Here is a 24720-nt window from a genome sequence, read left to right as displayed (position 1 = left end):
GGCTTCCCCCCGAAGGGTTCCGCCGGTTTCCTGCGCTCGACTTGCATGTATTAGGCACGCCGCCAGCGTTCGTCCTGAGCCAGGATCAAACTCTCCGATAAATCGTCGAAGTTTGAACTTCTGACATTGCGAAGCAGGATGCTTCGCTTGCAAAACGGAATCTGGCTAAAGATTCTTTTTAAAAAATTGACAGAGAATGATTCATTCTCTTTTTTCCTTCACAATCGTCTTTTGTTTAGTTTTCAAAGGGCAAATCATCGCGCCGCCGTTTTTGGCGACTTAATTAATATATCACTTCCAAAAAACTAAGTCAATAACTTTCTAAAAAGAAAATGAAGTGTTTTTTGTTTGTTACTCGGCGCCTCATCAGCGACAATTAATAATATACCAGAATAGCATTCTTCTGACAACCATTTATTTAATACTTTTCACGATTTCTTCAATGAATTTTAAAAGGCTGAACTTCTTAAAAAAAGCAGGTTCCGATTCGGACCGGCCTGAACTATTCTAAACATGTAACTGTAAAAATTCAATACTTTTCTGGCTGCTCTATTCAAATCGTTAATTGGTTATGAATCAAAAACTGGTTATCCCCCTTTTTTGTCTTTTAAACTGGCTGCCTTGAAATAAAACAACGAATAAGAACATTTCACGGCTTCGTTTCTATGGAAATTCGGGTCGGCCAAAACTGATCCTTTTCTACAAAGCCTGAGCCTCGAAGAAAGTTCCTGTATTAATATAGATCTGAGAAAACCCCATGTAAGGAAGACAAGATCTGTTTTTTCGGGATCTGGACCTTTTTCAAGCTATTATATACTGGTTATTCTATATAGGAAGAGAAGTTATTTTTTCCGCTTTCACTCACAGAAAATCACCTTCCTACTGAAATACCGGCATACAAGATTTCACCAGATAAATTTATTCAATCAAGTCGATTTTTCTGGAGTGTACAACGTTCTTCCCCAAATCAGTGTAAAAACACTCGACGTAAACAGGAGCGGCCCATGCCCGTCTTAATGATAAAATTCAAAGAAATACAAAATTTTCAATTGACAGATACAAAATAAACGACGTATTCTATTGTTAACCAAAATAAATAAAAGTTAACAATAGGAGGTTTTCTTATGTCCGCTTCACCACGATTTTCCGCTTTACATATTACGTACGCTGCTATGTTCATTGCTCTCATGGCTGTGGGCGCTAACCTTGCCGCTTTTATTACACTCGGCGGGGTGCCCCTGACATTTCAAAGTGCCGTCGCCGTTCTTGCAGGAATTATACTGGGCAGAAAATTAGGTGTCCTCTCTATGGTTGGATACATTCTTCTTGGATTAGCCGGAGCACCTGTTTTTGCCGGATTCAGCGGTGGAACTTCCGTACTTGCTTCACCAACATTTGGATTTATCATTTCTTTCATTTTTATAGCTTATGCAGCCGGTTTTGTAAGTGAGAGAATGCGTGAAAAAACAAAGCGTGGTTTTTTTCTTGCAGGAACAGCAGGCTTAATTTTAAATTACGGGATCGGTGTTCCTTACCTTTATTTCTATACAGCCTATGTGCTCGGGGCAGCTGACGCCAGTTTTACTATTATAGCTGCCGGAATGAGCGCCTTTTTCATTAAGGATATGATTTTAATTTTTTTCACGGCAACTTTGGCTTATCAACTTTATTCAAGAAAAGCTGTGCAGCCTGTCTGGCAGAAAGCCGCATGATTCCTATGTAAATAAACACCAAATTTCCGCAATTAACAAGAAACCCGCCGCTGCGGTTACGCAGCGGCGGGTTTCTTGTTTTATCAGATTATTCTTCGTCGTCTTCATCTTCGTTCATATCGTTATTTGAGTTTTCGTTATCCACTTCATCTTCTGCATCGTCCCCGGATTCACCAGCGCCAATGTCCTCACCACTCATATCCTCGATTTCCTGCTCCAGTGTATCGAGGATTTCTTCAGCCTGATCTCCTCCATTTTCACGGAAGTAGTCACGTACAGGAAGGGCAAGTTCACGGAAAGCGTCCCGTTCTTCTTCGGAAAGTTCGGTGATTTCTGTCGGGTTATCTTCGTCGTCTTCAATTTGGGACAGGAATTCATTATTCTGTTCTTCCTGAATTTCGAACCCTCTTTCCCGCATTTCTTCGACAGACTCATCAATAATCTGCTGAACCTCTTCGTCCAGTCCATTATAGAAATCCGGATTTACTGTAGTCATTGTTACATACATGTTGTGATTGGATATTGTCATGTAGTCCTGTACTTCGTTGAAGTTGGCATCCGCGATAAAGAAGATAGGATTTTCCTGACCGTCCACCGCTCCCTGCTGCAGACCTGTATATAATTCTCCCCAGCTCATAGCAGTAGGGTTAGCTCCGTATGCTTCATACGATTCCAGAATTAAAGGAGATTCCTGAGTGCGCATCTGGAAGCCCTGGAAATCGTCTGGAGTCTGAAGAGGAGAGTTTCCTGTCCACTGCATAGCACCTTCTGTCCAGAAAGCCAGTGGGAGGATTCCCTGCTCTTCATAAAGAGGAACAAGCTGCTCATTAATTGCTTCTGATTCATTCAAAATCTCCTGATTCGTTTCCTGATCATCTGTGAACAGGAACTGGAGAGCGAAAATGTTTCCTTCCGGTACGAGTGTACCCGTAAACCCTGGAGATATGATTGCAAATTCAACGATACCCTGTGTCAGCTGCTCAACCTGGTCGACCTCACTTCCGAGTGCACCAAATTCATATACATCAATATCGAGTGCCCCGCCGGATTTTTCATCTACCAGATCAGCGAACTCTTGTGCATATTCATATTGCACCTGACCCTGGGTCTCCTCCACGACAAAGCGCCATTCCTGCGGTTCGATATCCCCGGCAGCTTCTCCGTTGTCTCCATTATTACCAGTGTCTGTATTTCCATTGTCTGCCCCATCATCGTTGCCGCCACATGCGGCAAGAACAAAACTTAAAGATAAAGCTCCTGTTAGTAAACCTGTTTTTTTAAACATACGTTTACATACCCCCATAATTTTTTTTATTTATTTTAAAGATACACTCCCCTGTCTCTTAGAAAAGGTTGAGCAGGAAGAGGGATATATCTTCAAAAACGATTACTAATACTGATGTTAACAATAATATTACGATATAAGGCGGCGTCCCGCGTATAACATCCAGATAGGATTTATTAAACACGGCGCTCGCGGTGAATATGTCGACTCCAAACGGCGGTGTTGCTGATCCGAGTGCCGCCTGGAATACGATAACTACCCCAAGATGAATAGGATCCACCCCGGCCATCGTTGCTACCGGCGCAAAGATTGGCGTGAGGATAAGAATTACTACAATCGGATCTACAAACATACATCCGATGAAAAAGAAAACCGCTACGATGACCAGCACCTGCAGCGCTGTAGGATCTGCAGGAATTACGGCATCTGTGAGCATCGTGGGAATTCTCGCAAACGATATGACCCAGGAAAATGCCTGCCCTCCCGCCACAAGTACAAATACAGCGGATGTAACGATCCCTGATGACAAGGCGATATCCGGTATCTCTTTCAGTTTAATGGAACGAAAAACGAAAACTTCCAGAATCAGTGCGTAAAGAACAGAAATACCCGCAGCTTCTGTTGGTGTAAACTGGCCGGTATAAATCCCCCCTACAATAATGACAGGGAATCCAAGCGGCATAAGCGCTTTGATAAATACGCTCCGCCTTTCCTTCCAGTCCGCTTTCGGAGCAAGAGGAATATTGAAAATTTTCGCATGTATAAACGCATAGGCAGCGAAAAAGATGAAAATAAGTACTCCGGGCCCTATTCCGGCAATAAAGAGATCCCCTACTGACGCATCGGCAACTAAAGCATAAATAATCATTCCGATACTCGGTGGTATAAGTAAAGCTACGTCACTCGCATTGATAATCAAAGCAATTGCACTCGAATCTTTGTATCCCGCCTTGAGCAGCCGCTGCCGCATCGGTTTACCGATGGCTACAACCGTCGCCTGTGTGGAACCGGAAATTGAACCGAACATCGTACAGGCAGCTGCAGTCGTAATCGCATAACCTCCGCTTAAATGCCGGACGAAAGCACCTACAAAGTCGAGAAGCTTCTGAGAAGTCCTTCCGGATGTCATTATGTCAGCCGCAAAGATAAAAAGTGGAACGGCTATAAGTACATACGATGATATTCCTTCCGCCATCTGCTGGATCATAATAGTAGGTTCAAGCCCGTCCATAAAGAACAGAATCATTATGAGCGGCCCTGCAATCAGCGGAATCATCATCGGAAAGCCCAGTAACAGTGTTATGACCATTACCCCTAATAATGTCCAAAGCATAGTATGTTCCTCTCTGTTCTTCTAGATTTGTGTTTCCTGCTGCTCACTGTAATCTTTTTTGTCCTGTGCCAGATAAATTTCTTTATTAACAATATTGATCCACATATTGCGAAGAAATTGTATCCCTCCGAGGAAACACCCTATTGGAATAGCTACTACCATCAGCCAGAAAGGAAACTGCAGCGCAGCTGTTGTACGGCCTGATTCGTAAATACCATGCGTGTACAGTACTGCGAAATAACCAACTGCAAACAGGACAATGGCTGTAACAAAGGGAATAATAATTGCCAGCGCTTTTTTAACAGGCCTTGGTGAAAGATCAAAGAAAGCAGACATACTGATATGCCGGCCCTTGCGTGCAGCATAACTGATGCCTATAAAGCTCGCCACAATAACAGACAGACGACTTATCTCTGCTGCAAAGTGCCAGCTGCTCCCAGTCACCAGCCGGTAAATAACATTTCCGAACGTCATAACGGAAATCACGATAATCGCCCACTTAAGAATAAACTTTTCAAGTGTGTGGAGCCCCGTATCAAGCAGCTTCAAAAACTTTTTAACGGTTTCCAATGCCCATCCCCCCTTTAGTAAAATATGAAGTTTTTATTGAATGAAGGAAGGAAACAGCAGTTTGTTTCCTTCCTTCATTATAACAAAAAATACCAGCAGTGAAATATGTATTTTGGGTCGGGCATCCTATTTAATAGGATAATACAGTAAATAGAAAGTCTCAAAACGCATATAAGTATATCCAGGCCCATGGGAGCACAGCAGAAGACTCATTCTTGCTGAAGCGGCCTGCAGCTACGAATTTGAGGGATTTTGACTAACTATTGGTTTGATAACTTTTTTACCCTTATGAGTATAAGTTAAAACATAATTTTACATACTGTCTGCGATTTTTTTCTTCTCCAGCTTTCCCAGCTTATCATCCGGCTGTAATATGCTATAATAGCGTGTGTACTTTTTATATTTTTTATCAGGAAAGGACGTTTATACTGCAATGGAATTTTTCACCAACTTCCCTCTGCTCGTGGCACTGTTTACAATCGCTTTTGCCCAGTTCATTAAAGTTCCTCTCCTGTATATAGCAAGCCGCCGAGTAGACTGGACCCTTCTTACGAGCACCGGGGGTATGCCGAGTTCTCATTCCGGGGCCGTCACTGCCCTCGCTACTGCTCTTGCCATTGAACACGGCCTTGGTTCGCCTTATTTTGCTATCGCGGTTATTTTCGGTGTTATTGTTATGTTTGATGCAACAGGTGTAAGGTGGCACGCCGGCGAACAGGCTACTGTCGTTAATCAGCTGGTTATGGACTTCACTAAATTTCGTGATGAAATGAAACACTGGCCGGAGAAAAAAGAAGAAGAAAAGAGAAACGAACTGAAGGAGCTTCTCGGACACCAGCCTATTGAAGTTTTTTTCGGAGGTCTCTTAGGTATTATCCTTGCTTTAACTCTTCATTTTATTTTTAACACTTAAACTTTTCGGCCTTACAAGATGACACAGCTGAATAAAGAAAGTTAAAAATCCGCCGGGGAAATTCATCCCCGGCGGATTTTTTAGAACATTTGATACCCCCGCACGCGGAGCATCCTTATTGCAATCCCGGCAAGAACTGCACCAACCATGCCGGCACTCAATATGAAAATATCCACAAACGTGAGCGAAGCCAGACTGTTCCCGAGAACTGAAAAAGAATTCCCGGGAGACGTGAAGTAACTGAAAAAACCTGCTTCACTTACGATAAATAAAACGACCAGTGGATAAATAACAGCCATTACCCAGGTCGAACGAAGCAGCATATTTAAAATAAACCCAATTCCAAAGAAAAGAACAAAATACAGCAGTACTGCTATAATAAGCTGCGGCAAATTTAACAAGCGTGGCATCCCCCTTCATTCAGTCAAAATCAGTTTACTGAATTGAAAGGAAGACGTCAATGATGAAAGGTCAGCGTCTCTTACCTGACCCCTGGCAGCGGCTGCACGTTTCAGATCCGCCAAGCAGCAGCTGATGATAGCCGCGGCCGGTGCAGTAAGCGCAGCTGGAACTTTTATTTTGTTTGCGCTGATACATATTCTCACCTCAATTATCTGATATTTCTGATAATATAACATCTTTTCTCAGTCATTGCAAAAACTTAATTTCCTCTTTATATCTCCATGTAAGCGCAAACATCTTCTTTTTCCTCTTTCTCAAAGGACCATCCTGTTATTTTATCTTTCCTGCAGTCAGGATCAGCGGTCCCTTTCTGCCTAATTATCAAAATCGACTCTTACACGCACCTCCCTTTCGTAACGAGTTCAGCATAATAGGATAGTAAAAATCCATCCGGAAAACCGGATGGATTTAGATGGGGTGTATTTAATAAAATTTCAGCTTTCCTTTTTTCATGACCAGCGGTACTCCGCCGAGCAGGTACAGGTAGCGGTTATCGATCATTTTTTTCATTACGGAGGCGGAATTACCATAAAGCTTACGGGATCCAACTACTCCAATGGCTTCATTTCCTCCAAGGGAGGCTACAGTTCCTTTAATTTCCGGGTTAAATACTTCGAGCTCTTTTTTACCTTCAATAAGCGCTTTAAGATTATTGGCACACGTGTATGCCTGCTGAATAGCAATCTGCGCCGTTGGTGGGAAAGGCCGCTCTGTTTCTTCATTAATGATCAGTGAACAGTCTCCGATAACAAAAATGTCTTCATAACCAGGAGCGCGCAGATCTTTTTCAACTTTGATACGGCCGCGCATCGCTTCAAACCCGGAGTTTTCCACCACTGGGTTCCCACGTACACCTGTCGTCCAGACTACCGTGTTGGATTTCAGCATCGTATCATCATTAAGAAGGACTCCGTCTGCACGTACTTCCTTAATCGGCATATTGATTTTAAATTCGACTCCGCGGCTTTCGAGGAGATTCATTGCATATTCTACGAGCTCTTCATCAAAGCCGGGAAGAACGGTAGGAGCTGCCTCCACAGATACGAGTTTTACTTTTTCACGTGGGATGTCGTATTCTTTGCAGAGTTCCGGCACTCGTTCTGTAAGCTCTCCAACAAATTCCACACCGGTGAATCCTGCCCCTGCCACAACAATGGTCAGCATTTCGTCGTGCTTTTCGTCCATTTGACTGTAGGTTGCGAATTGATAATCAATGTGGTCCTTAATCTGACGTACCGAGTCCACATTCGTAATGCCAAAAGCATGCTCTTTAACTCCCGGAATACCAAACGTTTCCGGCACTGCACCGAGTCCTATTACAAGATAGTCGTAGTCAAGCTCCATTGTGCCAAGCACAACTTTCTTTTCCTCCGCCTTAATTTCCACTACCGTATCCTGAACAAAATTAATTTTACTTAAATCGAGTACCTTGGATATATCCATACGGGTTTTATCGTGATGCATAGTTCCTGCAGCCGGTTCGTGCAGCCAGGTTGTCTGGTAGTGGTAGTCGTTTTTGTTAACAAGTGTCACGTTTGCATCTTTTGACGCCGTCGATTTCTGCAGACGGGCAGCAGTAATCATCCCGCCGTAGCCGGCTCCTAGAATGACGATATTCGGTTTATTGCTCATTCTGCTCACTCCAATAAATTAATGAATTTTTACAGCTCAAGGAAATCTGCCACTAACGCACCTCACACTGAATATGCGGTATATAATGTGATTTTTTTCACGTAATTGTCTGCAGAAAGACACTGCCGCTCTTTGAGCTGTATGTACTTTTTTTACTCTTCATAGGATACTTCTGTAATTTTAGGGTGTTTATCCGGCATTTTCAACTTTTTTTTGAACAATTGATGAAATCTGCACATCCATTCTCTATTCTATCCTCTTCCTCTTTTTTTCTCAACCATAAATACCGGCCCTTTTCAATCCCCCTCCCTTTTCTTTAAACAAGAGAAAGGCTATAATAGTTTAATGGAATATATTAAAGCCGGAGGTGTCTTTAAAGTGTCACAAGATCAAGAAGTATACGACCTGACCATTATCGGCGGCGGCCCCGTCGGATTATATACGGCTTTCTATGCCGGTCTTCGTCAGATGAAAGTTAAAATTATCGAAGCTATGCCCCAGCTCGGAGGCCAGCTTTCTGCCCTGTACCCCGAAAAATACATTTATGATGTTGCAGGGTACAAAAAAGTACTGGCACAGGAGCTGGTGGACAACCTTGTAGAGCAGGCAGTCCAGTTTGATCCTGCTACTGCCCTCGGGGAAGCCGTACAGGATGTAGAGAAAGATGCGGATGGGATTTTTACACTGCGCACAAATAAAGGGGAACATTTAACAAAAACGGTTGTTATTGCCGCAGGAGTCGGAGCATTCCAGCCCCGCCGCCTGAAAATTGAAGGAGCAGAACGATTTGAAGATACGAACCTTCATTATTTCGTAAACGACATTAACCAGTTTGCCGGTGATCGAGTGGTGCTTGCCGGCGGCGGAGATTCGGCCGTCGACTGGACACTTATGCTCGAAGATATTGCAGAAGAAGTGACTATCGTCCACCGCCGGGATAAATTCCGTGCCCACGAACACAGTGTTTCGCAGATGGAAGATTCCGAACGCATTAACGTAAAAACACCTTACAGTATTGAAGAGCTCCACTATGAAAACGATGAGATTACAAGCGTGACATTGAAGCACAAAGATGGAGACCATTCAGAGGAAGTGGATATCGATTCGCTGATCGTGAATTACGGTTTCGTCTCTGATCTTGGTTCAATTAAAACATGGGGACTTGAAATCGTTAAAAATTCCATCGTCGTTAATTCAAATACTGAAACCAACATTGAAGGTATATACGCCGTTGGAGATATCGTAACGTATGAAGGGAAAGCAAAACTTATAGCTACAGGCTTCGGTGAGGCCCCTACTGCCGTAAACAAAGCAAAAGTGCTCGTTGATCCAAAAGCAAAGGCAACTGCAGGACACAGCACAAGCCTCTTTTAATTTTCAGCAGTTTTAACGTTCTTTGCAGGTAATGAAAAACTTTATTTTGATCGGGCAGCTGTACTTTTAATAATATGAAACTTTTATTGCGTCTGCGGGTTAAGCTTCCGCATAAAAAAGATCTGTCCCCGCCTTAATCGGCGGGGACAGATCTTTTTGTTTGAAAATATCAGCAGTCTTCCGGCTTCCCGGCGTTTGTGGCTGTACGGAAAGACGCGCCACAGCCGCAGTTGGCTATCGCATTCGGATTGTCGAGTGTAAATCCGCCGCCCATCATGTTCTGCTTGTAGTCGATCGTGACACCGTCAAGCATCGGTGCACTTTCATTATCGATCACGAGATCAATCCCGTTTATCGTAACCTGACTGTCGTCATCATGTACTTCCGAGTCGAATCCCATGCCGTAGGAAAGACCAGTACAGCCTCCCCCCTGCACACCAACTCTCATATAGTTTGCATCTTCATTATCTTCCATCATCTGCTTAATCTGAGCAGCAGCTGTTTCAGTAATCGTAATCATATACTCCGCCTCCTTAAATAACCTCTTCCTATTAGTATAACAACATGCATCTTTTCCTTCAAATTTCCTGTACACGTTCGTTGCGTTTGGCAAGGAAGTTTGGTTGGTGGTAAGATATAGATAGTTTCGGGCGGAAGTTCTTTAATCAGAAGCACTATTGAACGCCGCGTATCATTTTTGATAACTGCAGTAACAATTATCCGGCACTGTTTCGGGGTAATAATGGCAGGTCTGACAAACACAATCTGCACTCCAGCCGTGAGCGGAAGCAGAGAAGACTGCAGCGGATATCTGTTTTGAAGGATATCCTAACATAGAAAAGGCAGGGGATTATAAATGAGCACAATCGTAATGGATGACAAACTGCAGGCAATCCAGGAGAAAGTTAAAAACGGAGAACGCCTGACAATTGAAGACGGTCTGACACTTTACGAAACTCCGGATCTACTAACTGTCGCCCAGCTCGCCAATCAGGTGAACGAGCAGAAAAACGGTGACAACGTCTATTTCATAGAGAACATGTACATTAATCCAACAAATGTCTGTGAAGCAAGCTGTGCCTTCTGCGGCTTCAAACGTAAGCCCGGAGAGGAAGGCGCCTACACGATGCACGAAGAGGAACTTCTTGAGTACGTTCAGAAACGCTGGAATGACAATATCCGGGAGTTTCACATCGTCGGGGGCCATAACACGGACGTTCCTTTCGACTATTACCTGAATACTATCCGTACGCTTAAAAAGCATTATCCGCAGTGTGCAATTAAAGCATATACCGGTGCGGAAATTGAATTTTTTGCGCGTCACGCCGGCATCTCTATGCGCGAAGTGCTGGAACAGCTTGTCGAAGCCGGGCTTGATACTCTTCCAGGCGGCGGGGCAGAAATTCTAACTGAAAATTACCGGGCTAAAATGAGTCCCGACAAAGCTTCTACTGATCAGTGGCTCGAAGCACATGAAATTGCCCATGATCTTGGGATGAAAACTCATGCCACAATGCTTTACGGGTCTATTGAATCTAAAGAAGAACGCCTGATTCATATGGACCGGCTCCGACAGCTTCAGGATAAAACAAACGGATTCATGGTATTCATTCCACTCGCGATGCAGCCTCGTAAAGCAAGTGCAGGACTTAAACGCCGTACCTCAGCATATGACGATCTGCGTACAGTAGCTATCAGCCGGCTGATGCTCGATAATTTTGATCATATTAAAGCTTATTGGATTAACATCGGTGTACAGTTGACCCAGATGTCCCTTGCTTTCGGCAGTTCTGATATTCACGGCACGCTTATTGAAGAAAGAATTTCACACTCTGTAGGTGCCTTAACTTCCCAGAGTCTGACACGAAGCGAACTGGTCCACCTTATTAAAGGTGCCGGTAAAACACCGGTCGAACGGGACACCTTCTACAACGTAATTAAATCTTACTAATAGTTCTGCAGCTCCTGCAGCGGCAGCGATGAACAAAAAGCCACCGGCATAAGGCCGGTGGCTTTTTCAGCGTGTTGATTAAGTCTTGGTTTCAGAATAATTATTCTTCTGAGCGTATAGCTTTCTCCTACACTCCCCGGCGGAAGCTTGCCGTGGGGCTCGTCATCAGCTATTTTCCAGCCCTTCGGCCATGGAAAAGGATCTTCCGACTTCGCTTTATCCCACCGGCGTCCCCGCCGGTCGTTCCGGAGGAAAAAGCCTCTCCTGAATGGAAGAAAGGGCGGAATTAACACATTTTTTAGAAGAAGAACCTTCTTTTTATTTTCCTGCTGGAGCTGCAGCAGGCGACTCCGAGGCGAGATAGGACGAGCAGAAGATCCATTTCTTCCGAGCAGTGGGAGGAAGAAATTAGCTGAAGCCGGCCCGCCCGGAAAGCGTCCTGAGGAGGCGAAAGCAGGAATTTGCATAGGCATGTATAAAAAACACTTTATAAACAGCCTGAAGGAGAAAAAAAGATAAACACCTGCCTATACAATAAAATGCATTTTTTTAACGAAGCGGTTCATCCGCCCAAAAATAATCGTCATCCGCTTCTAAAATTGTCATTGTCTGTAGACAGCACGGAAAATTAAGTCTTGTTTTTACCCCTTCCTTTGCCCGGCTCAGAGTGTTGGCTTTCATGTAAGTAAGAACGTTGGATTCCCCGCAGTAGGGGCATGTATCCACATAAATTTCGCCCATCTGCTTTTCATAGGGCCACGTATGATCAAACGGCAGCGGCTTCACACTTTCACCTGCTTTCTAAACTGTAAATTTCTATAAAGAGTAATGGAACTTTTTAAAAGAAACGAAGCGGCGGCAGAAGTAAAGACTAAAAGCCGGCTCCGTTGAGAAAAATCAGGCCCCTGCCGGAGACAGAGGACCTTTCTTTATCAAAACATTGGGTTATCTTCTAAATACTGATAAATATTCTGCAGCAGTTCATCATTCGTGTCTCCAGTGACCATGTCCCCGTTTACAAGAGCATACCTGCTGCGGGCACACATACCGCAGTAGCTGAGACAGCCGTATTCGATAACATCGAGGTCCGGATCTTTCTCCAGTTCTTCCATAACTTCCTGTGTCCCGCTCGCAAGATTACTGATGCAGAACTCTATGATAGGTTTCATTTCAAGCTTCACCTCATTATTTTCTTCTTCGTTTATGCTAAGGGCAGCACCTCTGTTTGTCAACATTCCGGACTCAGAAGGGTAAAGGAGAAGCAATTCGTAAACCGCTTTCAAATTTGATTGTGTACCTCTCAAAAAACTGGTATATTTAACAATGGTATTGTACTAATTACATCGTTGGAAGTTGAGAGAACGGCAGCAGCCGCTTCTTCTCCTTTGGCACGATTGAAAGGGGTTGATCCCGTGCACCATCTCGTTATTTTAGGAGGAGGCTACGGAGGGCTTCGCGTGATCCAGAGATTACTTGCAGATAAAGAAATACAAGATTTTAAAATTACTCTGGTGGAACGGGAAGCTTATCACAGTTTAAAAACAGAGTTTTATGCCCTGGCAGCAGGTACAGTGGCAGACCGCCATCTGCGTATTTCCTTCCCGGAGGACGATAGGCTTGAGCACGTATGTGACACTGTTACAAACATTCGCCTGGAAGACAGAACGGTCGAACTGAAATCAGGGGAAACACTTACATATGATGATCTGCTTATCGGTCTGGGCTGTGAAGACAAATATCACGGAGTACCCGGTGCCCAGGAAAAGACGTTGAGTATTCAAAGTATGCGACGTGCACGCAAGACGAACCAGATTATTCAGAATGTTCCCCACGGCGGAAAAGTCGCTATTATCGGAGGCGGTCTCAGCGGCGTGGAAACAGCGAGTGAACTTCGGGAGAGCCGTGAAGATCTGGATATCCGCCTTTACGACCGCGGAGAAAATATCCTCTCCATGTTTCCACCCAAACTCTATAATTATGTGACGGACTGGTTTCATAAAAACAACGTTACCCTTATTAACCGGGCGAACATTACTAAAGTAGAATGGAACATCCTGTATAACCATGGAGAAGCAGAAGAACTTGACGCCATTATCTGGACAGCCGGCGTGCAGCCGAATAAGCTTGTCCGGGATCTTACTGCAAAACACGACCTCGTAACCGACCGTATGGGCCGTGTCGAAACAACAAAATATCACCATATTCCCGGATTCGAAGACGCGTTTATTGTGGGAGACTGTGCCGCTTCCGAGCACGCACCAAGTGCTCAGCTCGCAGAAGCACAGGGAGACAATATTGCTATTCTGCTGAGCAAAAAGTGGCGGAACCTTCCTTATCCGGAAACACTTCCGAAAATGAAACTTAAGGGCGTGCTCGGCTCTCTCGGAAAGAAACATGGCTTCGGTTTGATGGGAGAAAGAAAACTGGTCGGCCGGGTGCCCCGCGTTCTGAAATCAGGAGTGCTCTGGATGTACAAGCATCATTCCGGATCCTGATCGGCCAGAAACAAAAAGAGTGCCGGTACAGAAATCCGGCACTCTTTTTATGATGAAGCTGATAAAGCAGCTTTTTCCGGGTACAGGGGGCTTAGTTAACAAGCTGTAAAAAAACGGTCCCCTATGCACTTTACGGCTGAACCGGGAGAGACTTCTCAATTTCTCTGTAAAGCGCCGGAAGTCTCGGATCCCCTTCTGCTACAGCTTCTCCATTCAGGACAACGAGAGGATAAAAATATTCATCGTCCAGAATCAGCTCTGAAAAACGGCGCTCTTCTTCTGTTTCCGGATGTTCAATGTCACAATAATGAAATTCAATTTTATCCTCGGGGAACCTGCGGCTGACCGCTGCTTCGAGCCACTCTTTTGTTTCAAGTGCACTCGGCAGGTGAATACAGCTGGCACATTTCTGTTCTGCTCCATAAACCGTTATTTTCACCGCTGTCACATCCTTTCTTTTCTTCATTTTACCACGAACTATTTTCTGTCTGAATAAAATTAAGCCTCAGCCGTGGATTTTTGTCTCCAATGATACTATAATGGTTGTTAAAGGAAAGGAGAGTGTATGCAATGACTACAGAAACAATGGAACCACAGGTACAGGAAGTACTCGATAAATTACGTCCGTTCCTTCTTCGTGATGGAGGCGACGTAGAACTGGTGGATATTGAAGACGGAGTGGTAAAGGTCCGCCTTATGGGCGCCTGCGGCTCATGCCCAAGTTCCACAATCACTCTTAAAGCCGGTATTGAGCGTGCACTTCTGGAAGAAGTTCCAGGATTTACTGAACTCGAACAAGTATTTTAATTCAACCGATAACATTTTCATAAAAAAAAGCCCCGGCCAAGCGGCCGGGGCTTTTTTTGGTGTTTCCTAAAGTTTATGGGCTCAGAAAAAAGGTAAACAGAATGGTAAAACCCTCCTATAAATTGGGAGCGTACAGAACAGGAGGTGTGAGAGTAATGGCGGCATACGATGCAATTATTATAGGAGGAGGATTCAGCGGGCTGGCTGCTGCGCGGGAACTGAGTGCAAACGGCTGCCATCCGCTCGTGCTGGAAGCTAAAAACCGTCTCGGCGGACGTGCATGGACAGATGAGCGCCTGGGAAAAAAACTTGAAATGGGAGGTACATGGTTTCATTGGTATGAACCCCATATATGGAGTGAAATAACTAAATACAATCTTGAAACTACCCAGCACGTGAAGGTGGAAACGTTACAATGGCACAACGGAAAATCAGTCAAAAAAGTTCCTCTGAATCTGCTGTATACTTTTCTTGAAAAAAGAATGAAAACGTTGACAGATGAAGCCTCTTTTTATTTCCCAAATCCATACCGTCCCTTGGAACAGCAGGAAAAACTGCTGGAAATTGACGGTTTGTCCACCAGAGACCGTCTCAACAGAATGAAACTCACTTCTTCGGAATACGAATGGATGGACAGCCTCTGGTCTCTCATCTTTCACGGCCGGACGGAAGAAGCTTCCTATACCCATTCACTCCGGTGGCTGGCTCTTTCCATGAATGACTGGAAAAGACTGCTCGAAACTTTTTCAGCTTTCCAGCTTACAAACGGAACGAAAGAACTCATTTCCTGTATAGCCGCTGATGTAAAAGGCGACATACATCTCTCCAGCGAAGTAACAGCTGTAGAAAAGCAGAAAGACGAAACGTATGCCGTCACTACACAGGCAGGGGAAACTTTCCATGGAAACACCGTCATCGTAACGCTTCCTCCTCCAGTGATACAAAATGTTGCTTTTTCCCCTCCTCTCTCCTCCGTCAAAAGGCAGGCGGGTAAAGAAAAAGCCGTATCCAGGGGCGTCAAGGTATGGGTCAGGATCAAGAGCTCCCCGGAACCATTTATAGCAGCTGCTCCGGCCCACTTTCCGCTGAATTATATTCAATATGAATATGAAGATGAGGACGGCTCGTTTCTCGTCTGCTTTGGAAGCGACGCCGGCAAACTGGACGTTTCCAATATCAGTGATGTTGAAGATGCCGTACACAGAATTCTTCCTGATGTTGAAATAATGGACTGTGCCGGCCACGACTGGACACGTGATAAATTTGCCGGCCAGACCTGGTCAATGCACGGTAAAAATCAGCTGACCCGGTATCATATGGAGCTGAACCGGGAAGAAAATGGTATTTTTCTTGCTGGAGACAGCCTGGCCGATGGGGGGGCCGGCTTAATGGACGGTGCGCTTGAAAGCGGAATAAAAACAGCCGGTAAAGTAAGAAATTATATAATCCAGCACCTGAAATAAATTCAGCAGTGTGAAAGGAGCATAATAAAATGGACAGCGTATACAATATACAATCCTATCTCAGCCAATACCGGGACCATTATATTAATCTGCTTCAGGAATGGGTCCAGCACCCCACACTTTCCGGAGAAGAATATGAGCTTCAGCAGAAAATAGCGGACAGTCTTAAAGCTGCCGGACTCGACGTGGATATGTGGGAACCGGATATTGAACTAATAAAAGATCATCCCGCCTTCACGTCTGAAAGAAAAAGCTTTGAAGGCAGCCCTAACGTATGCGCAACGTTGAAAGGCACAGGCGGAGGCCGCTCTCTTCTTTTAAACGGCCATGTCGATGTGGTTCCGGAAGGGGCTCTTGAACAATGGGAGCACGATCCTTTCTCCGGTCTTATTGAAGACGGAAAAATGTTCGGCCGCGGGACCACTGATATGAAAGCAGGGAACGTCGCACTCCTTGCAGCAGTGGAAGCTGTCCAATACTTGAATGTCCCTCTTAAGGGGGACCTTATTTTTCAAAGTGTGGTAGAGGAAGAAACAGGGGGAGCCGGTACACTCTCTGCTATCGAGCGTGGATACCGGGCTGATGCAGCTATCATTCCGGAACCGACTGAGATGAAGATTGTACCAAAACAGCAGGGTTCCACATGGTTCCGCGTCACCGTTTCAGGGATATCAGCTCATGCCGGCACACGCTTTGAAGGAATCAGTGCTCTCGAAAAGTCATGGAAAGTATACGATACGCTTATGTCTCTTGAAAATGAACGGAATATCCGTCTGCAGGATCCTATGTTTAAAAACATAAAAATACCTATTCCTATTAACGTCGGAAAAATTCAGGGCGGCAGCTGGCCTTCATCCGTCCCATCCCAGGTAGTTATGGAGGGACGCTACGGTATTGGCCCGGATGAAACGATCGAGGAAGCAAAAAAGGAGCTGGAACAAGCGCTCCATCGTCTGGAACAGTATGATGAGTTTTTTAAAAAATATCCTGTGGAAGTGGAATGGTTCGGAGCAAACTGGATCCCGGGAGCCGTAGATCTCCCCCACCCCCTCGTCGATATTTTAACGAATACGTTTGAAAAAACGCAGCAGCGGCAGCCGGTCATCCAGGCTTCCAATTGGGGGACGGACGGAGGGATGCTGACTCAATATGCCGGCACTCCAAGCATCATCTTCGGTCCCGGCACGACCAGTATGGCTCATTTTCCTAACGAATCCGTAGAGCTGGACCGTGTGTTTGCTTTTACGGAAGTATTGTTTCACACTATTATTGATTGGTGCGGAACGCCAGAAAATAACGCGTAAAGTGAAGCTTCGGAGTCCCGCACCTCTTTTGAAACAGCCACTGAAAAAACTGTTCCGCTGTATCGAAGCGGAACAGTTTTTTCTGGAATCATTATTCATCGGCTGAGTGCGCCTTTAAGGCAGCCGAATTACCTGTGGCTGCCTACAGGAGTTTCCGCCCCTCTGCCTGTAAGAACGCCGTGAATGTTTGCCGCTGCAAGCTGCATCATGTCCCTGCGTGTCTGTACCGTAGCACTGCCGATATGAGGCAGCGCCGTTACTTCCTTAAACTGCAGCAGCGGATGATCTGAGCGGATTGGTTCTCTGTCAAAAACGTCCAGACCCGCACCGGCAATCTGTTTCGTCTGGAGGGCCTTTATAAGTGCTTCCTCCTGTATTACAGGTCCCCGGGAAATATTAATAAGGTGGGCGGAGTCTTTCATTTTTTTAAATTCCTCCGACCCTATCATTCCTTTGGTTTCCGGCGTCAGCGGAGCTGTGACACAAACAAAATCAGCAGTCTCCAGAAGCTCCGCTTTTTCTGCATAGGAAGCCCCCGTTTCCTTTTCGACATGTTCACGGCGGGAACGGTTATGATAAAGAACCCTCATATTAAATCCTTTGGCTCTTCCTGCCACTGCCGCGCCGATTCTTCCCATCCCGATGATCCCTAAGGTTTTGCCATGGACTTCCGTGCCGGCAAGAAGAAACGGAGCCCACTCGCGCCATTCATCCCGTTTAATATACTCCGACGCTTCGGTCAGTCTTCTGGCAGATGCCATCAATAGAGCAAAAGCAAGATCAGCCGTTGCTTCCGTCAAAACGTCGGGGGTGTTGCTGATTACAACACCTCTCTTATCCGCTTCCTGAAGATCGACATTATCGTACCCGACAGCCATGTTCGCACATATTTTTAAATTCGGCGCCCGGTCGAGCAGTTCTTTATCAATTTGTTCACTCAGCATAGTGAGCAGCCCGTCTGCTTTCTCCGCCTTTTTCAGGAGGGTTTCTCTGTCTACAGCACGGTCTTCATACGGCCAGCATTCAACATCCGCCGCTTTACTCAGCTCCTTAAGTGTATCCTCCGGCAGCTTTCTCGTTACATATACATATGGTTTAGTCACGTTGAACTTCTCCTTTCTCTACAGACCACTCGTCCAGACTGTCAGCCTTCCAAACAGGCTGGTTCCCTTTTTCAGCAAGTTCCTCTCTCGTAGAAACGCCGGTAAAGACCATCAGCGTGTCAAGACCGGCCCGGATACCGGCAAGAATATCCGTGTCGTAATTATCTCCTATCATCAGCGTTTCTTTTTTATCCGTCCCGAGAGCCTGAAGAGCCTGTTCCATAATTACCGCTTCGGGTTTACCGATAAACAAAGGATCCTGTCCGGTGGAAACCTGCACTACGGCTGTAAGTGAGCCATTACCGGGGAGCATGCCCCTTTCTGTCGGTATCGCTTTATCTCCGTTCGTTGATAAAAAGGCCGCTCCACTGCGCACAAACAAGCACGCTTTCGCAAGTTTTTCATACGTAATTTTCCGGTCAATACCCATCACTACTACATCTGCCTCTTCCTCTGAAAGTGAAAGCCCTTCTGCTTCCACCGCTTCCCGGAGTCCTTCCTCCCCGATAACGTAGACAGCCGCGTCTCCATACGTCTTTTTTATGTATTTCGCTGTCGCCATACTTGTCGTCATGACGTTTTCTTCGAGCGCATTGATGCCCATATCCCGCAGTTTCTCCGCTACCTGGTCCGGTCGCCGGGAGGAGTTATTCGTTACGAAAATGTACGGAATGCCGGCTGCATTCAAGCGTTCTACAAGCCTTTGTCCTGCATCGATACGTTCCGTCCCACGGTACATTGTCCCGTCCAGGTCGATAAGATACCCTTTATATTTATTCATGAACGATCCTCCTCTTCCGGAAGAAAGGCCGAGACCGGCCCGAGCTCATTTGTTAAGTAATGTCGTACACGTTCTGGAAATTTTTTATACGCTCTGCTGTTCGCCCTGAACCCTTCCATCATAGCTTCGTAGCTGTAGGAAGTATAATTTTGAAGCAGCTCTTTTCTCCACGGAAGCAGTGCTTCCATTTCCCCGCCTTCTTCTGCGGGAATAACTTTTTCATCGACGAGAATCGCAGCGATATCTTCAAAGCTTCCCGGATCACGCATGATAAATCCGTCGATCATCTGATTTCCAACGTCCATCATCGATTCGATCAGCATGTGGCACGCTCTTTCTCCCGCGTACAATGCGTATTCGTTTTCTGCCTCGTAAACTTCCTCCACCAGCCGGCTCATATCTTCAATAAATGCGAGTCGTTCTTCAATAAGTTTTCGATCAACAAAATACATAGTATCTTTTCCTCCTTCTATTAGTATGTCACATTGAATGCCCTTAACAAAATAAAAATCATAATTCCGCCATTTTTACATTCCATTTCTCAAAAATCTCTGGTAATATGATAAAGGATTTTGTACATATAATTATACATGGATTAAATACGTATTTGGAGGAATTAACATGGATCGCGAATTAGCAATGGAAGTAGGGCGCGTAACAGAAGCTGCTGCCCTCGCTTCTGCTCAGTGGATGGGAAGAGGATTAAAGAACGAGGCGGATGATGCTGCTACATCGGCGATGAGAAATATGTTTGACTCTGTGAACATGAACGGAACGGTCGTCATTGGAGAAGGAGAACTGGATGAAGCACCGATGCTCTACATAGGCGAAGAACTCGGTACCGGGACAGGTCCGGAAGTTGATATTGCAGTAGATCCTCTGGAAGGAACAAGTATTGTAGCTAAAGGTCACCCGAATGCCATGGCTGTTATTGCAATTGCTGATCGGGGGACGCTCCTGCACGCACCGGATATGTATATGGAGAAGCTTGTAGTCGGACCTGAAGCAGCAGGACTTGTCCGGCTCGATGATCCGATTGAGAAAACGATTGATATCGTTGCAAAAATGAATGATAAACGCGTACGGGACGTGACAGTAATTATTCAGGAGCGGGAACGGCACGCTGATCTAGTAAGGCGCGTACAAAATAAAGGTGCACGGGTAAAGCTTTTTGGTGACGGGGATGTCGGGGCGTCTATCGCTGCCGTTATGCCGCGTACCGGTATTGATTTGTTTGTCGGAACGGGCGGGGCACCGGAAGGGGTCATCTCTGCAGCCGCAATTAAAACGCTGGGGGGAGATATGCAGGCACGTCTCGTCCCTTCCAATCAGGAAGAATATGAGCGGTGCCGGAAGATGGGGATTGAAGACCCGGAGCAGCATCTCAGTCTCGACGACCTTGTAAAAAGTGATGATGCTATTTTCGCAGCTACCGGAGTTTCTTCAGGAGAGCTTCTCGAAGGCGTCCGCTTTCTCGGTAAGGATCTTGTTGAAACAGACACAATTGTCATGCGGGCAAAAACAGGTACGGTCCGGTATATAAAAGCCCATCACCGCCTGAACCAGAAGCCGCATCTGCTTGAAACGAAGTAGTGTAAGTCTTTTAACAGACTACAAAAAGCAGAAAGGCGGAGGCCTTTCTGCTTTTCAGTTTGTTGATTAAATGATCTGTGCAGAATAGTTATTCCAGTCGCTGTATAAGCTCCTTCTCTTGCCTTGCCGTGGAGCTGGCCTTCAGCTGTTTGGCCTGTGTCATGGTCTGACCGCGCTGCGCCTCCGCCGTTTCGGAGGGGAAATCATCTCTTTATCGAAGGATATGGCTTTATAAAGAGGGATTCTTCATAGCAGAAACCTTTTTTTGATTTCCCTGCAGCAGCCGCAGGGACGACTCCTGGGCGATTAAGGCCGGGACGAAGATCCATTCCTTCCATCCATATGTTGGAAGAAATTAGCTGAGCCCGGCCGGAAAGGTGAAAGCAGGGCAGTGTATATCTATACATGAAAATATACTTTTTCTAAGTGTTAATTAAGTTTTGCTTTCAGGATAATTATTCCGGTGTACAGATTTCTCCTGCCCTCTCTCTGTGGAATCTTTCTTCCATAAATCATTTACGATTCCTGGGCTTCCTCTTCTGTTTCAGGCTGCTCTTTAGTTTTTCCGACTTTTTTAATGACGAAATAGGCACAGCCGAAATTACAGTATTCGTAAATATAATCATGCAGAAAATTAATTTTGGCATCAGGAGCTGATTTCCGGTGGCTTTCTTCAAAAAAACCTTTCAGCCGGAGCTGTTCATATCCCCAGTCGCCTACAATATAATCATATTTGTTTAAAATATCACTGTAGCGCTCCTTAAAAGCTTCTTCCGACCATCCGTTCCGGACGTCTTCAACTATTTCGTACATATTCCCCTGAATCTGAATCATCGTTCGCCACCTGCCTTCTTTCTCTATCTTGCCGGATTTCCAGGCAAATTTCAATTCTTTCCTGCTCTCTTTGAAAAACACCGCAACGGAGTCCGTTACGGTGCTTTTCTCAGTTTAACCTATCAGCTGTTCGCCTTTGCTGCATTCACCTGTTCATCCGCATGATAAGAGGAACGAACGAGCGGACCGGCTTCGCAGTGTTTAAATCCTTTGGAAAGAGCAATTTCCTTCAGTTCGGCAAATTCCTCAGGTGACCAGTATTTTTTGATTTTCAGATGGGATTTTGTCGGCTGCAGATACTGGCCGATAGTCATAATGTCCACATCTGCATCCCGGAGGTCATCCATCAGTTCTATAATTTCTTCCTTCGTTTCTCCAAGTCCGATCATCAGACTCGATTTCGTCGGGATAGATGGATTCAGCTGTTTGGAAATACGTAAAACGTTAAGTGTGCGGTCGTATTTTGCCCGTGCCCGGACCCGCGGCGTAAGACGACGGATTGTTTCAATATTGTGGTTGAAAATATCCGGCTTTGCATCAATAAGAGTTTTAACATTTTCCTCTTTTCCTCCCATATCAGAAGGAAGAACCTCGATGCTTGTCCCCGGATTCATTTTCCGGACCTGACGGACTGTTTCTGCAAAAACAGCCGCTCCACCGTCCCGAAGGTCATCCCTGGCCACAGCCGTAATGACTACATGCTTCAGTCCCATTACCTGTACGGATTCCGCGAGTCTTTCCGGCTCCTCCCAGTCAAGTTCGTTCGGCAGACCTGTTTTCACCGCACAGAAACGGCACGCCCGTGTACATACGTCCCCGAGAATCATAAACGTTGCTGTTTTTCTTTCCGCCCAGCATTCATGAATATTTGGACACTTAGCTTCTTCACAGACCGTATGGAGGCGCTTTTCACGCATTAGTTTCTTTAAACCTTTATAGGACTCATTTGTATTAAGCTTTATTTTCAGCCACTCGGGCTTGCGCAGATATTCTTCCTGCTTTGCCATGCAAGCTCACGCCCTTCGTAAATTTATGTATAATTCGTCTTCTACTTTATCACATTCCAGCACTTTCCTCCAACAGCCACGTTTAAATACCTTCTTTTGGCATACCTTATTAAACAGTGGCTTTATTACGACTCCCCCTTTCGTTCCTCCCGTCTCACTAGTGCCCCAGACCGGTTCCTCTGACAGTGTGTGATCCGGCTTTTAAAAAAGACTGTGTTAAAGTCTGTTGTGGACACATGCAGAAAGCCCGCTGGTTGAATGAAGAAGGTACAAAGGGAGCAACCAGGGCCAAGGCGATCTTTCCGCGGCAAGCGAAGAAAAAGGAGCCGCAGGTGCTGCAAAAACAACCCGGAGCTTTAACAGAGCCTTAAAAACAGAAAAAGAGACCCGCAGATGAGGGCCTCCTTTTCCTGTAAAACTATTACCTGCTGATCAGTAAATCTTCTAATCATTTAACCATTTTATCCGAAAATATTCTGGAAAAGAATCCAGGCAATACCGAGTGGAGCGACAACACGGAGAATCCACAGCCAGAGAGTACCAATAATGGAATCAGTCAAACCGGTTTCCTTCAGTGCGTCAACCTTGTTCCATCCCCAGCCTACAAATAACGCTACAATAAGTCCACCGAGTGGAAGCGTGTACTGGTCAGTAACTGTGTCCACAAAATCCAGGAATGGAAGGCCTAAAAATTCCATTGTGAATGGTCCGCCCTGGCTTAATGCGGAAGGAACACCGAGTGCTGTTACAGCCACACCAGCAAGAAGCGTCGATTTATGACGGTTCATATTCAGCTGTCTCATAATGTACGAAACAGTTACTTCCAGCAGGGAAATCGCAGAAGAAAGTGCCGCAATTCCTACAAGGAAGAAGAAGAACAGGGCAAACACTGTACCGCCGGTTCCCATCTGGTTAAATACTTCCGGAAGCACTATGAAGATAAGTCCTGGTCCAGCATCCGGCTCGACACTTGCGAAAGAAAATACCGCCGGAAAGATAACGATACCGGCAACAATCGCAAAGATCGTGTCGAGTGTTACAACTCCCCCGGCTGCACTCGGGAGCCGTGTTTCTTTACCAAGATAACTGCTGTACGTAATCATGGCACCCATCCCGAGGGACAGCGTGAAGAATGCCTGGCCTACAGCTGAAGCATATACTCCAGGGTCCGAAAATGCATTCCAGTCCGGAGTGAAAAGGAAGGCAAGTCCTTCCCCGGCTCCATCCAGTGTCAGACTGTATCCTGCAAGGAAAATAAGGATAATAGCAAGAAGCGGCATGAAAATTCTGTTGGACAGCTCAATCCCTTTTCTTACACCGAAAAAGACGATAAAAATAACAAGAGCCATAAACAGTACCTGCCAGAAAATAGGACCGGCCGTTCCTCCGATAAAGTTAACGAAAAAGTCGGCGTATCCTTCAGTCTCCACAGCGCCAGCCTGCCCTGATATATAGGCGAAGATATAGTAGAATACCCAGCCGGCAATAACGCCGTAAAACGATAAAATCAAAAATGATGTCAGAACGCCGAGAATACCACCGATAACCCATGGTTTCCCCGGTGCTATTTTGTTAAATGAACCAATAACGTCTGACTGACCTCTCCGCCCGATCGAAAATTCTGCAAGAAGAACGGGAAGACCAATAAGGAAAATACATAAGACATATACGAGTAAAAAAGCGGCTCCCCCGCTTTCACCGGTTACATAGGAAAAACGCCAGATATTACCCAGACCTACAGCAGACCCTACTGCCGCAAGAATAAAACCTAATTTCGTCGCGAAATGCTCCCGTGGTGCAGCCATTGTACAACCCCCTCCTTATATCTCTGTTAATCATTGGAAAACCATGCTATAAGTATGAGAAAAAACTGTGTCCTCCCTCCCTTATCATTTCCTAATTTTTTCATATTTCTATGCTTTGCTATTTCATTATAATTATTATATGGGAAAAAGTCAAAGACTTTTCTGAATATTTATTTTAACCAGAAAATTGTGTTTTTGTGAGCAAACACTGTTTTTATTCTGTACTTTCAAAGTAGTAAAAAAGGAAATTTACAGAAGGATTTATTTTTATATAATAATATATGCAGTTTTTCTAT

General features: G+C 45.3%; 27 protein-coding genes and 1 rRNA gene. 10 read left to right on the top strand and 18 right to left on the bottom strand.

Features of this window, described 5'->3' with window-relative positions:
• A 16S ribosomal RNA gene (locus C6Y45_RS09115) occupies nt 1–101 on the bottom strand; the annotation flags it as partial.
• A 1023-nt stretch (nt 102–1124) separates the two neighbouring features.
• Between C6Y45_RS09115 and C6Y45_RS09110 the strand changes: the two genes are divergently transcribed.
• Complete coding sequence (locus tag C6Y45_RS09110) at nt 1125–1712, top strand: biotin transporter BioY (RefSeq protein WP_107584911.1); 588 nt, start codon at nt 1125–1127, stop codon at nt 1710–1712.
• Between the two features lie 88 nt (nt 1713–1800).
• Here the strand turns inward: C6Y45_RS09110 and C6Y45_RS09105 are convergent, their stop codons facing one another.
• The 3 genes from C6Y45_RS09105 to C6Y45_RS09095 are packed head-to-tail and all read right to left on the bottom strand — an operon-like array spanning nt 1801 to nt 4900.
• A complete protein-coding gene (locus C6Y45_RS09105) occupies nt 1801–2997 on the bottom strand; it encodes a DctP family TRAP transporter solute-binding subunit (RefSeq protein ID WP_107584910.1) in 1197 nt (398 codons plus the stop codon).
• A 58-nt stretch (nt 2998–3055) separates the two neighbouring features.
• Nucleotides 3056–4330 (bottom strand): TRAP transporter large permease, encoded by a 1275-nt coding sequence (locus tag C6Y45_RS09100; protein WP_107584909.1) that lies wholly within the window; start codon nt 4328–4330, stop codon nt 3056–3058.
• Nucleotides 4331–4351: 21 nt separating this feature from the next.
• Entirely contained in the window at nt 4352–4900 is a 549-nt protein-coding gene (locus C6Y45_RS09095) for a TRAP transporter small permease (RefSeq protein ID WP_245922625.1), read from the bottom strand.
• 433 nt (nt 4901–5333) lie between these two features.
• Between C6Y45_RS09095 and C6Y45_RS09090 the strand changes: the two genes are divergently transcribed.
• Nucleotides 5334–5813: a divergent PAP2 family protein gene (locus C6Y45_RS09090; protein ID WP_107584908.1), complete on the top strand. Its 480-nt coding sequence runs from the start codon at nt 5334–5336 to the stop codon at nt 5811–5813.
• A gap of 80 nt (nt 5814–5893) precedes the next feature.
• On the opposite strand, the gene C6Y45_RS09085 is transcribed toward C6Y45_RS09090, so the two are convergent.
• The 3 genes from C6Y45_RS09085 to C6Y45_RS09080 form a co-directional block, all read right to left on the bottom strand.
• Nucleotides 5894–6223, bottom strand: coding sequence for a YuiB family protein (locus C6Y45_RS09085; protein ID WP_107584907.1), 330 nt, complete (start codon nt 6221–6223; stop codon nt 5894–5896).
• 61 nt (nt 6224–6284) lie between these two features.
• Complete coding sequence (locus C6Y45_RS17495) at nt 6285–6410, bottom strand: YuiA family protein (RefSeq protein WP_160058264.1); 126 nt, start codon at nt 6408–6410, stop codon at nt 6285–6287.
• A 288-nt stretch (nt 6411–6698) separates the two neighbouring features.
• Nucleotides 6699–7907 carry an NAD(P)/FAD-dependent oxidoreductase gene (locus tag C6Y45_RS09080; RefSeq protein WP_107584906.1) on the bottom strand — a complete coding sequence of 403 codons (1209 nt, stop codon included), beginning with the start codon at nt 7905–7907 and terminating at the stop codon, nt 6699–6701.
• 378 nt (nt 7908–8285) lie between these two features.
• On the opposite strand from C6Y45_RS09080, the gene C6Y45_RS09075 reads away from it, so the two are divergent.
• Complete coding sequence (locus C6Y45_RS09075; RefSeq protein WP_107584916.1) at nt 8286–9281, top strand: NAD(P)/FAD-dependent oxidoreductase; 996 nt, start codon at nt 8286–8288, stop codon at nt 9279–9281.
• A gap of 169 nt (nt 9282–9450) precedes the next feature.
• On the opposite strand, the gene C6Y45_RS09070 is transcribed toward C6Y45_RS09075, so the two are convergent.
• Nucleotides 9451–9801, bottom strand: a complete 351-nt coding sequence (locus C6Y45_RS09070) for a HesB/IscA family protein (protein ID WP_107584905.1) — start codon at nt 9799–9801, stop codon at nt 9451–9453.
• A 336-nt stretch (nt 9802–10137) separates the two neighbouring features.
• On the opposite strand from C6Y45_RS09070, the gene mqnE reads away from it, so the two are divergent.
• A complete protein-coding gene (gene mqnE / locus C6Y45_RS09065) occupies nt 10138–11232 on the top strand; it encodes an aminofutalosine synthase MqnE (RefSeq protein ID WP_107584904.1) in 1095 nt (364 codons plus the stop codon).
• Here the strand turns inward: mqnE and C6Y45_RS09060 are convergent.
• From C6Y45_RS09060 to C6Y45_RS09050, 3 genes are all read right to left on the bottom strand, one after another.
• Complete coding sequence (locus tag C6Y45_RS09060) at nt 11229–11705, bottom strand: hypothetical protein (RefSeq protein WP_107584903.1); 477 nt, start codon at nt 11703–11705, stop codon at nt 11229–11231. The two genes, mqnE and C6Y45_RS09060, sit on opposite strands and share 4 nt — an antisense overlap.
• A 76-nt stretch (nt 11706–11781) precedes the next feature.
• On the bottom strand, nt 11782–12018 hold the full coding sequence (locus C6Y45_RS09055) for a hypothetical protein (protein WP_107584902.1): 237 nt from the start codon (nt 12016–12018) through the stop codon (nt 11782–11784).
• 146 nt (nt 12019–12164) lie between these two features.
• Nucleotides 12165–12401 (bottom strand): YuzB family protein, encoded by a 237-nt coding sequence (locus tag C6Y45_RS09050; protein WP_107584915.1) that lies wholly within the window; start codon nt 12399–12401, stop codon nt 12165–12167.
• A 216-nt stretch (nt 12402–12617) separates the two neighbouring features.
• Here C6Y45_RS09050 and C6Y45_RS09045 point away from each other — a divergent pair, with 216 nt between their 5' ends.
• On the top strand, nt 12618–13727 hold the full coding sequence (locus C6Y45_RS09045) for an NAD(P)/FAD-dependent oxidoreductase (RefSeq protein WP_342752437.1): 1110 nt from the start codon (nt 12618–12620) through the stop codon (nt 13725–13727).
• 130 nt (nt 13728–13857) lie between these two features.
• On the opposite strand, the gene C6Y45_RS09040 is transcribed toward C6Y45_RS09045, so the two are convergent.
• Nucleotides 13858–14166: a YuzD family protein gene (locus C6Y45_RS09040; protein WP_342752436.1), complete on the bottom strand. Its 309-nt coding sequence runs from the start codon at nt 14164–14166 to the stop codon at nt 13858–13860.
• 131 nt (nt 14167–14297) lie between these two features.
• Between C6Y45_RS09040 and C6Y45_RS09035 the strand changes: the two genes are divergently transcribed.
• The 3 genes from C6Y45_RS09035 to C6Y45_RS09025 all read left to right on the top strand — a co-directional run bounded on the left by C6Y45_RS09035 (nt 14298) and on the right by C6Y45_RS09025 (nt 17301).
• Nucleotides 14298–14534, top strand: a complete 237-nt coding sequence (locus tag C6Y45_RS09035) for a NifU family protein (protein WP_107584899.1) — start codon at nt 14298–14300, stop codon at nt 14532–14534.
• A 155-nt stretch (nt 14535–14689) separates the two neighbouring features.
• Nucleotides 14690–15997, top strand: coding sequence for a flavin monoamine oxidase family protein (locus tag C6Y45_RS09030; RefSeq protein ID WP_160058262.1), 1308 nt, complete (start codon nt 14690–14692; stop codon nt 15995–15997).
• Nucleotides 15998–16026: 29 nt separating this feature from the next.
• Nucleotides 16027–17301: a peptidase gene (locus tag C6Y45_RS09025; RefSeq protein ID WP_107584897.1), complete on the top strand. Its 1275-nt coding sequence runs from the start codon at nt 16027–16029 to the stop codon at nt 17299–17301.
• 128 nt (nt 17302–17429) lie between these two features.
• On the opposite strand, the gene C6Y45_RS09020 is transcribed toward C6Y45_RS09025, so the two are convergent.
• From C6Y45_RS09020 to C6Y45_RS09010, 3 genes are read right to left on the bottom strand one after another with little or no spacing between them, the layout of a single operon-like run.
• The gene (locus C6Y45_RS09020) at nt 17430–18404 is read right to left on the bottom strand and encodes a 2-hydroxyacid dehydrogenase (protein WP_107584896.1); all 975 of its coding nucleotides are present in this window, start codon (nt 18402–18404) and stop codon (nt 17430–17432) included.
• Nucleotides 18397–19185: a TIGR01457 family HAD-type hydrolase gene (locus C6Y45_RS09015; protein ID WP_107584895.1), complete on the bottom strand. Its 789-nt coding sequence runs from the start codon at nt 19183–19185 to the stop codon at nt 18397–18399. Before C6Y45_RS09015 ends, C6Y45_RS09020 begins: the two co-directional genes overlap by 8 nt.
• Nucleotides 19182–19637 carry a DUF86 domain-containing protein gene (locus C6Y45_RS09010; protein WP_107584894.1) on the bottom strand — a complete coding sequence of 152 codons (456 nt, stop codon included), beginning with the start codon at nt 19635–19637 and terminating at the stop codon, nt 19182–19184. The genes C6Y45_RS09015 and C6Y45_RS09010 overlap by 4 nt, the downstream gene beginning before the upstream one ends.
• 169 nt (nt 19638–19806) lie before the next feature.
• Between C6Y45_RS09010 and glpX the strand changes: the two genes are divergently transcribed.
• Nucleotides 19807–20778 (top strand): class II fructose-bisphosphatase, encoded by a 972-nt coding sequence (glpX, locus tag C6Y45_RS09005; RefSeq protein ID WP_107584893.1) that lies wholly within the window; start codon nt 19807–19809, stop codon nt 20776–20778.
• Between the two features lie 516 nt (nt 20779–21294).
• Here glpX and C6Y45_RS09000 read toward each other — a convergent pair.
• Together C6Y45_RS09000 and lipA are read right to left on the bottom strand one after the other, a co-directional pair.
• The gene (locus C6Y45_RS09000) at nt 21295–21666 is read right to left on the bottom strand and encodes a YutD family protein (RefSeq protein ID WP_342752435.1); all 372 of its coding nucleotides are present in this window, start codon (nt 21664–21666) and stop codon (nt 21295–21297) included.
• Between the two features lie 68 nt (nt 21667–21734).
• Nucleotides 21735–22619, bottom strand: a complete 885-nt coding sequence (gene lipA, locus C6Y45_RS08995) for a lipoyl synthase (protein WP_107584892.1) — start codon at nt 22617–22619, stop codon at nt 21735–21737.
• Between the two features lie 236 nt (nt 22620–22855).
• Between lipA and C6Y45_RS18110 the strand changes: the two genes are divergently transcribed.
• Entirely contained in the window at nt 22856–22990 is a 135-nt protein-coding gene (locus tag C6Y45_RS18110) for a hypothetical protein (protein WP_281260605.1), read from the top strand.
• A gap of 90 nt (nt 22991–23080) precedes the next feature.
• Here the strand turns inward: C6Y45_RS18110 and C6Y45_RS08990 are convergent, their stop codons facing one another.
• Nucleotides 23081–24424, bottom strand: a complete 1344-nt coding sequence (locus tag C6Y45_RS08990) for a sodium-dependent transporter (RefSeq protein ID WP_107584891.1) — start codon at nt 24422–24424, stop codon at nt 23081–23083.
• Nucleotides 24425–24720: the final 296 nt, after the last annotated feature.

The sequence above is a fragment of the Alkalicoccus saliphilus genome (assembly GCF_003044065.1).
Classification (GTDB): Bacteria; Bacillota; Bacilli; order Bacillales; family Salisediminibacteriaceae; genus Alkalicoccus; species Alkalicoccus saliphilus.
This window is presented reverse-complemented; position numbering and strand designations above follow the sequence as displayed.

What these genes read in the sequence shown, in the direction of transcription:
- C6Y45_RS09110 (WP_107584911.1), top strand. Translation starts at nt 1,125, where the DNA reads ATGTCCGCTTCACCACGATTTTCCGCTTTACATATTACGTACGCTGCT.
- C6Y45_RS09105 (WP_107584910.1), bottom strand. Translation starts at nt 2,997, where the DNA reads ATGTTTAAAAAAACAGGTTTACTAACAGGAGCTTTATCTTTAAGTTTT.
- C6Y45_RS09100 (WP_107584909.1), bottom strand. Translation starts at nt 4,330, where the DNA reads ATGCTTTGGACATTATTAGGGGTAATGGTCATAACACTGTTACTGGGC.
- C6Y45_RS09090 (WP_107584908.1), top strand. Translation starts at nt 5,334, where the DNA reads ATGGAATTTTTCACCAACTTCCCTCTGCTCGTGGCACTGTTTACAATC.
- C6Y45_RS09085 (WP_107584907.1), bottom strand. Translation starts at nt 6,223, where the DNA reads ATGCCACGCTTGTTAAATTTGCCGCAGCTTATTATAGCAGTACTGCTG.
- C6Y45_RS17495 (WP_160058264.1), bottom strand. Translation starts at nt 6,410, where the DNA reads ATGTATCAGCGCAAACAAAATAAAAGTTCCAGCTGCGCTTACTGCACC.
- C6Y45_RS09080 (WP_107584906.1), bottom strand. Translation starts at nt 7,907, where the DNA reads ATGAGCAATAAACCGAATATCGTCATTCTAGGAGCCGGCTACGGCGGG.
- C6Y45_RS09070 (WP_107584905.1), bottom strand. Translation starts at nt 9,801, where the DNA reads ATGATTACGATTACTGAAACAGCTGCTGCTCAGATTAAGCAGATGATG.
- mqnE (WP_107584904.1), top strand. Translation starts at nt 10,138, where the DNA reads ATGAGCACAATCGTAATGGATGACAAACTGCAGGCAATCCAGGAGAAA.
- C6Y45_RS09060 (WP_107584903.1), bottom strand. Translation starts at nt 11,705, where the DNA reads ATGCCTATGCAAATTCCTGCTTTCGCCTCCTCAGGACGCTTTCCGGGC.
- C6Y45_RS09050 (WP_107584915.1), bottom strand. Translation starts at nt 12,401, where the DNA reads ATGAAACCTATCATAGAGTTCTGCATCAGTAATCTTGCGAGCGGGACA.
- C6Y45_RS09035 (WP_107584899.1), top strand. Translation starts at nt 14,298, where the DNA reads ATGACTACAGAAACAATGGAACCACAGGTACAGGAAGTACTCGATAAA.
- C6Y45_RS09030 (WP_160058262.1), top strand. Translation starts at nt 14,690, where the DNA reads ATGGCGGCATACGATGCAATTATTATAGGAGGAGGATTCAGCGGGCTG.
- C6Y45_RS09025 (WP_107584897.1), top strand. Translation starts at nt 16,027, where the DNA reads ATGGACAGCGTATACAATATACAATCCTATCTCAGCCAATACCGGGAC.
- C6Y45_RS09015 (WP_107584895.1), bottom strand. Translation starts at nt 19,185, where the DNA reads ATGAATAAATATAAAGGGTATCTTATCGACCTGGACGGGACAATGTAC.
- C6Y45_RS09010 (WP_107584894.1), bottom strand. Translation starts at nt 19,637, where the DNA reads ATGTATTTTGTTGATCGAAAACTTATTGAAGAACGACTCGCATTTATT.
- glpX (WP_107584893.1), top strand. Translation starts at nt 19,807, where the DNA reads ATGGATCGCGAATTAGCAATGGAAGTAGGGCGCGTAACAGAAGCTGCT.
- lipA (WP_107584892.1), bottom strand. Translation starts at nt 22,619, where the DNA reads ATGGCAAAGCAGGAAGAATATCTGCGCAAGCCCGAGTGGCTGAAAATA.
- C6Y45_RS18110 (WP_281260605.1), top strand. Translation starts at nt 22,856, where the DNA reads ATGCAGAAAGCCCGCTGGTTGAATGAAGAAGGTACAAAGGGAGCAACC.
- C6Y45_RS08990 (WP_107584891.1), bottom strand. Translation starts at nt 24,424, where the DNA reads ATGGCTGCACCACGGGAGCATTTCGCGACGAAATTAGGTTTTATTCTT.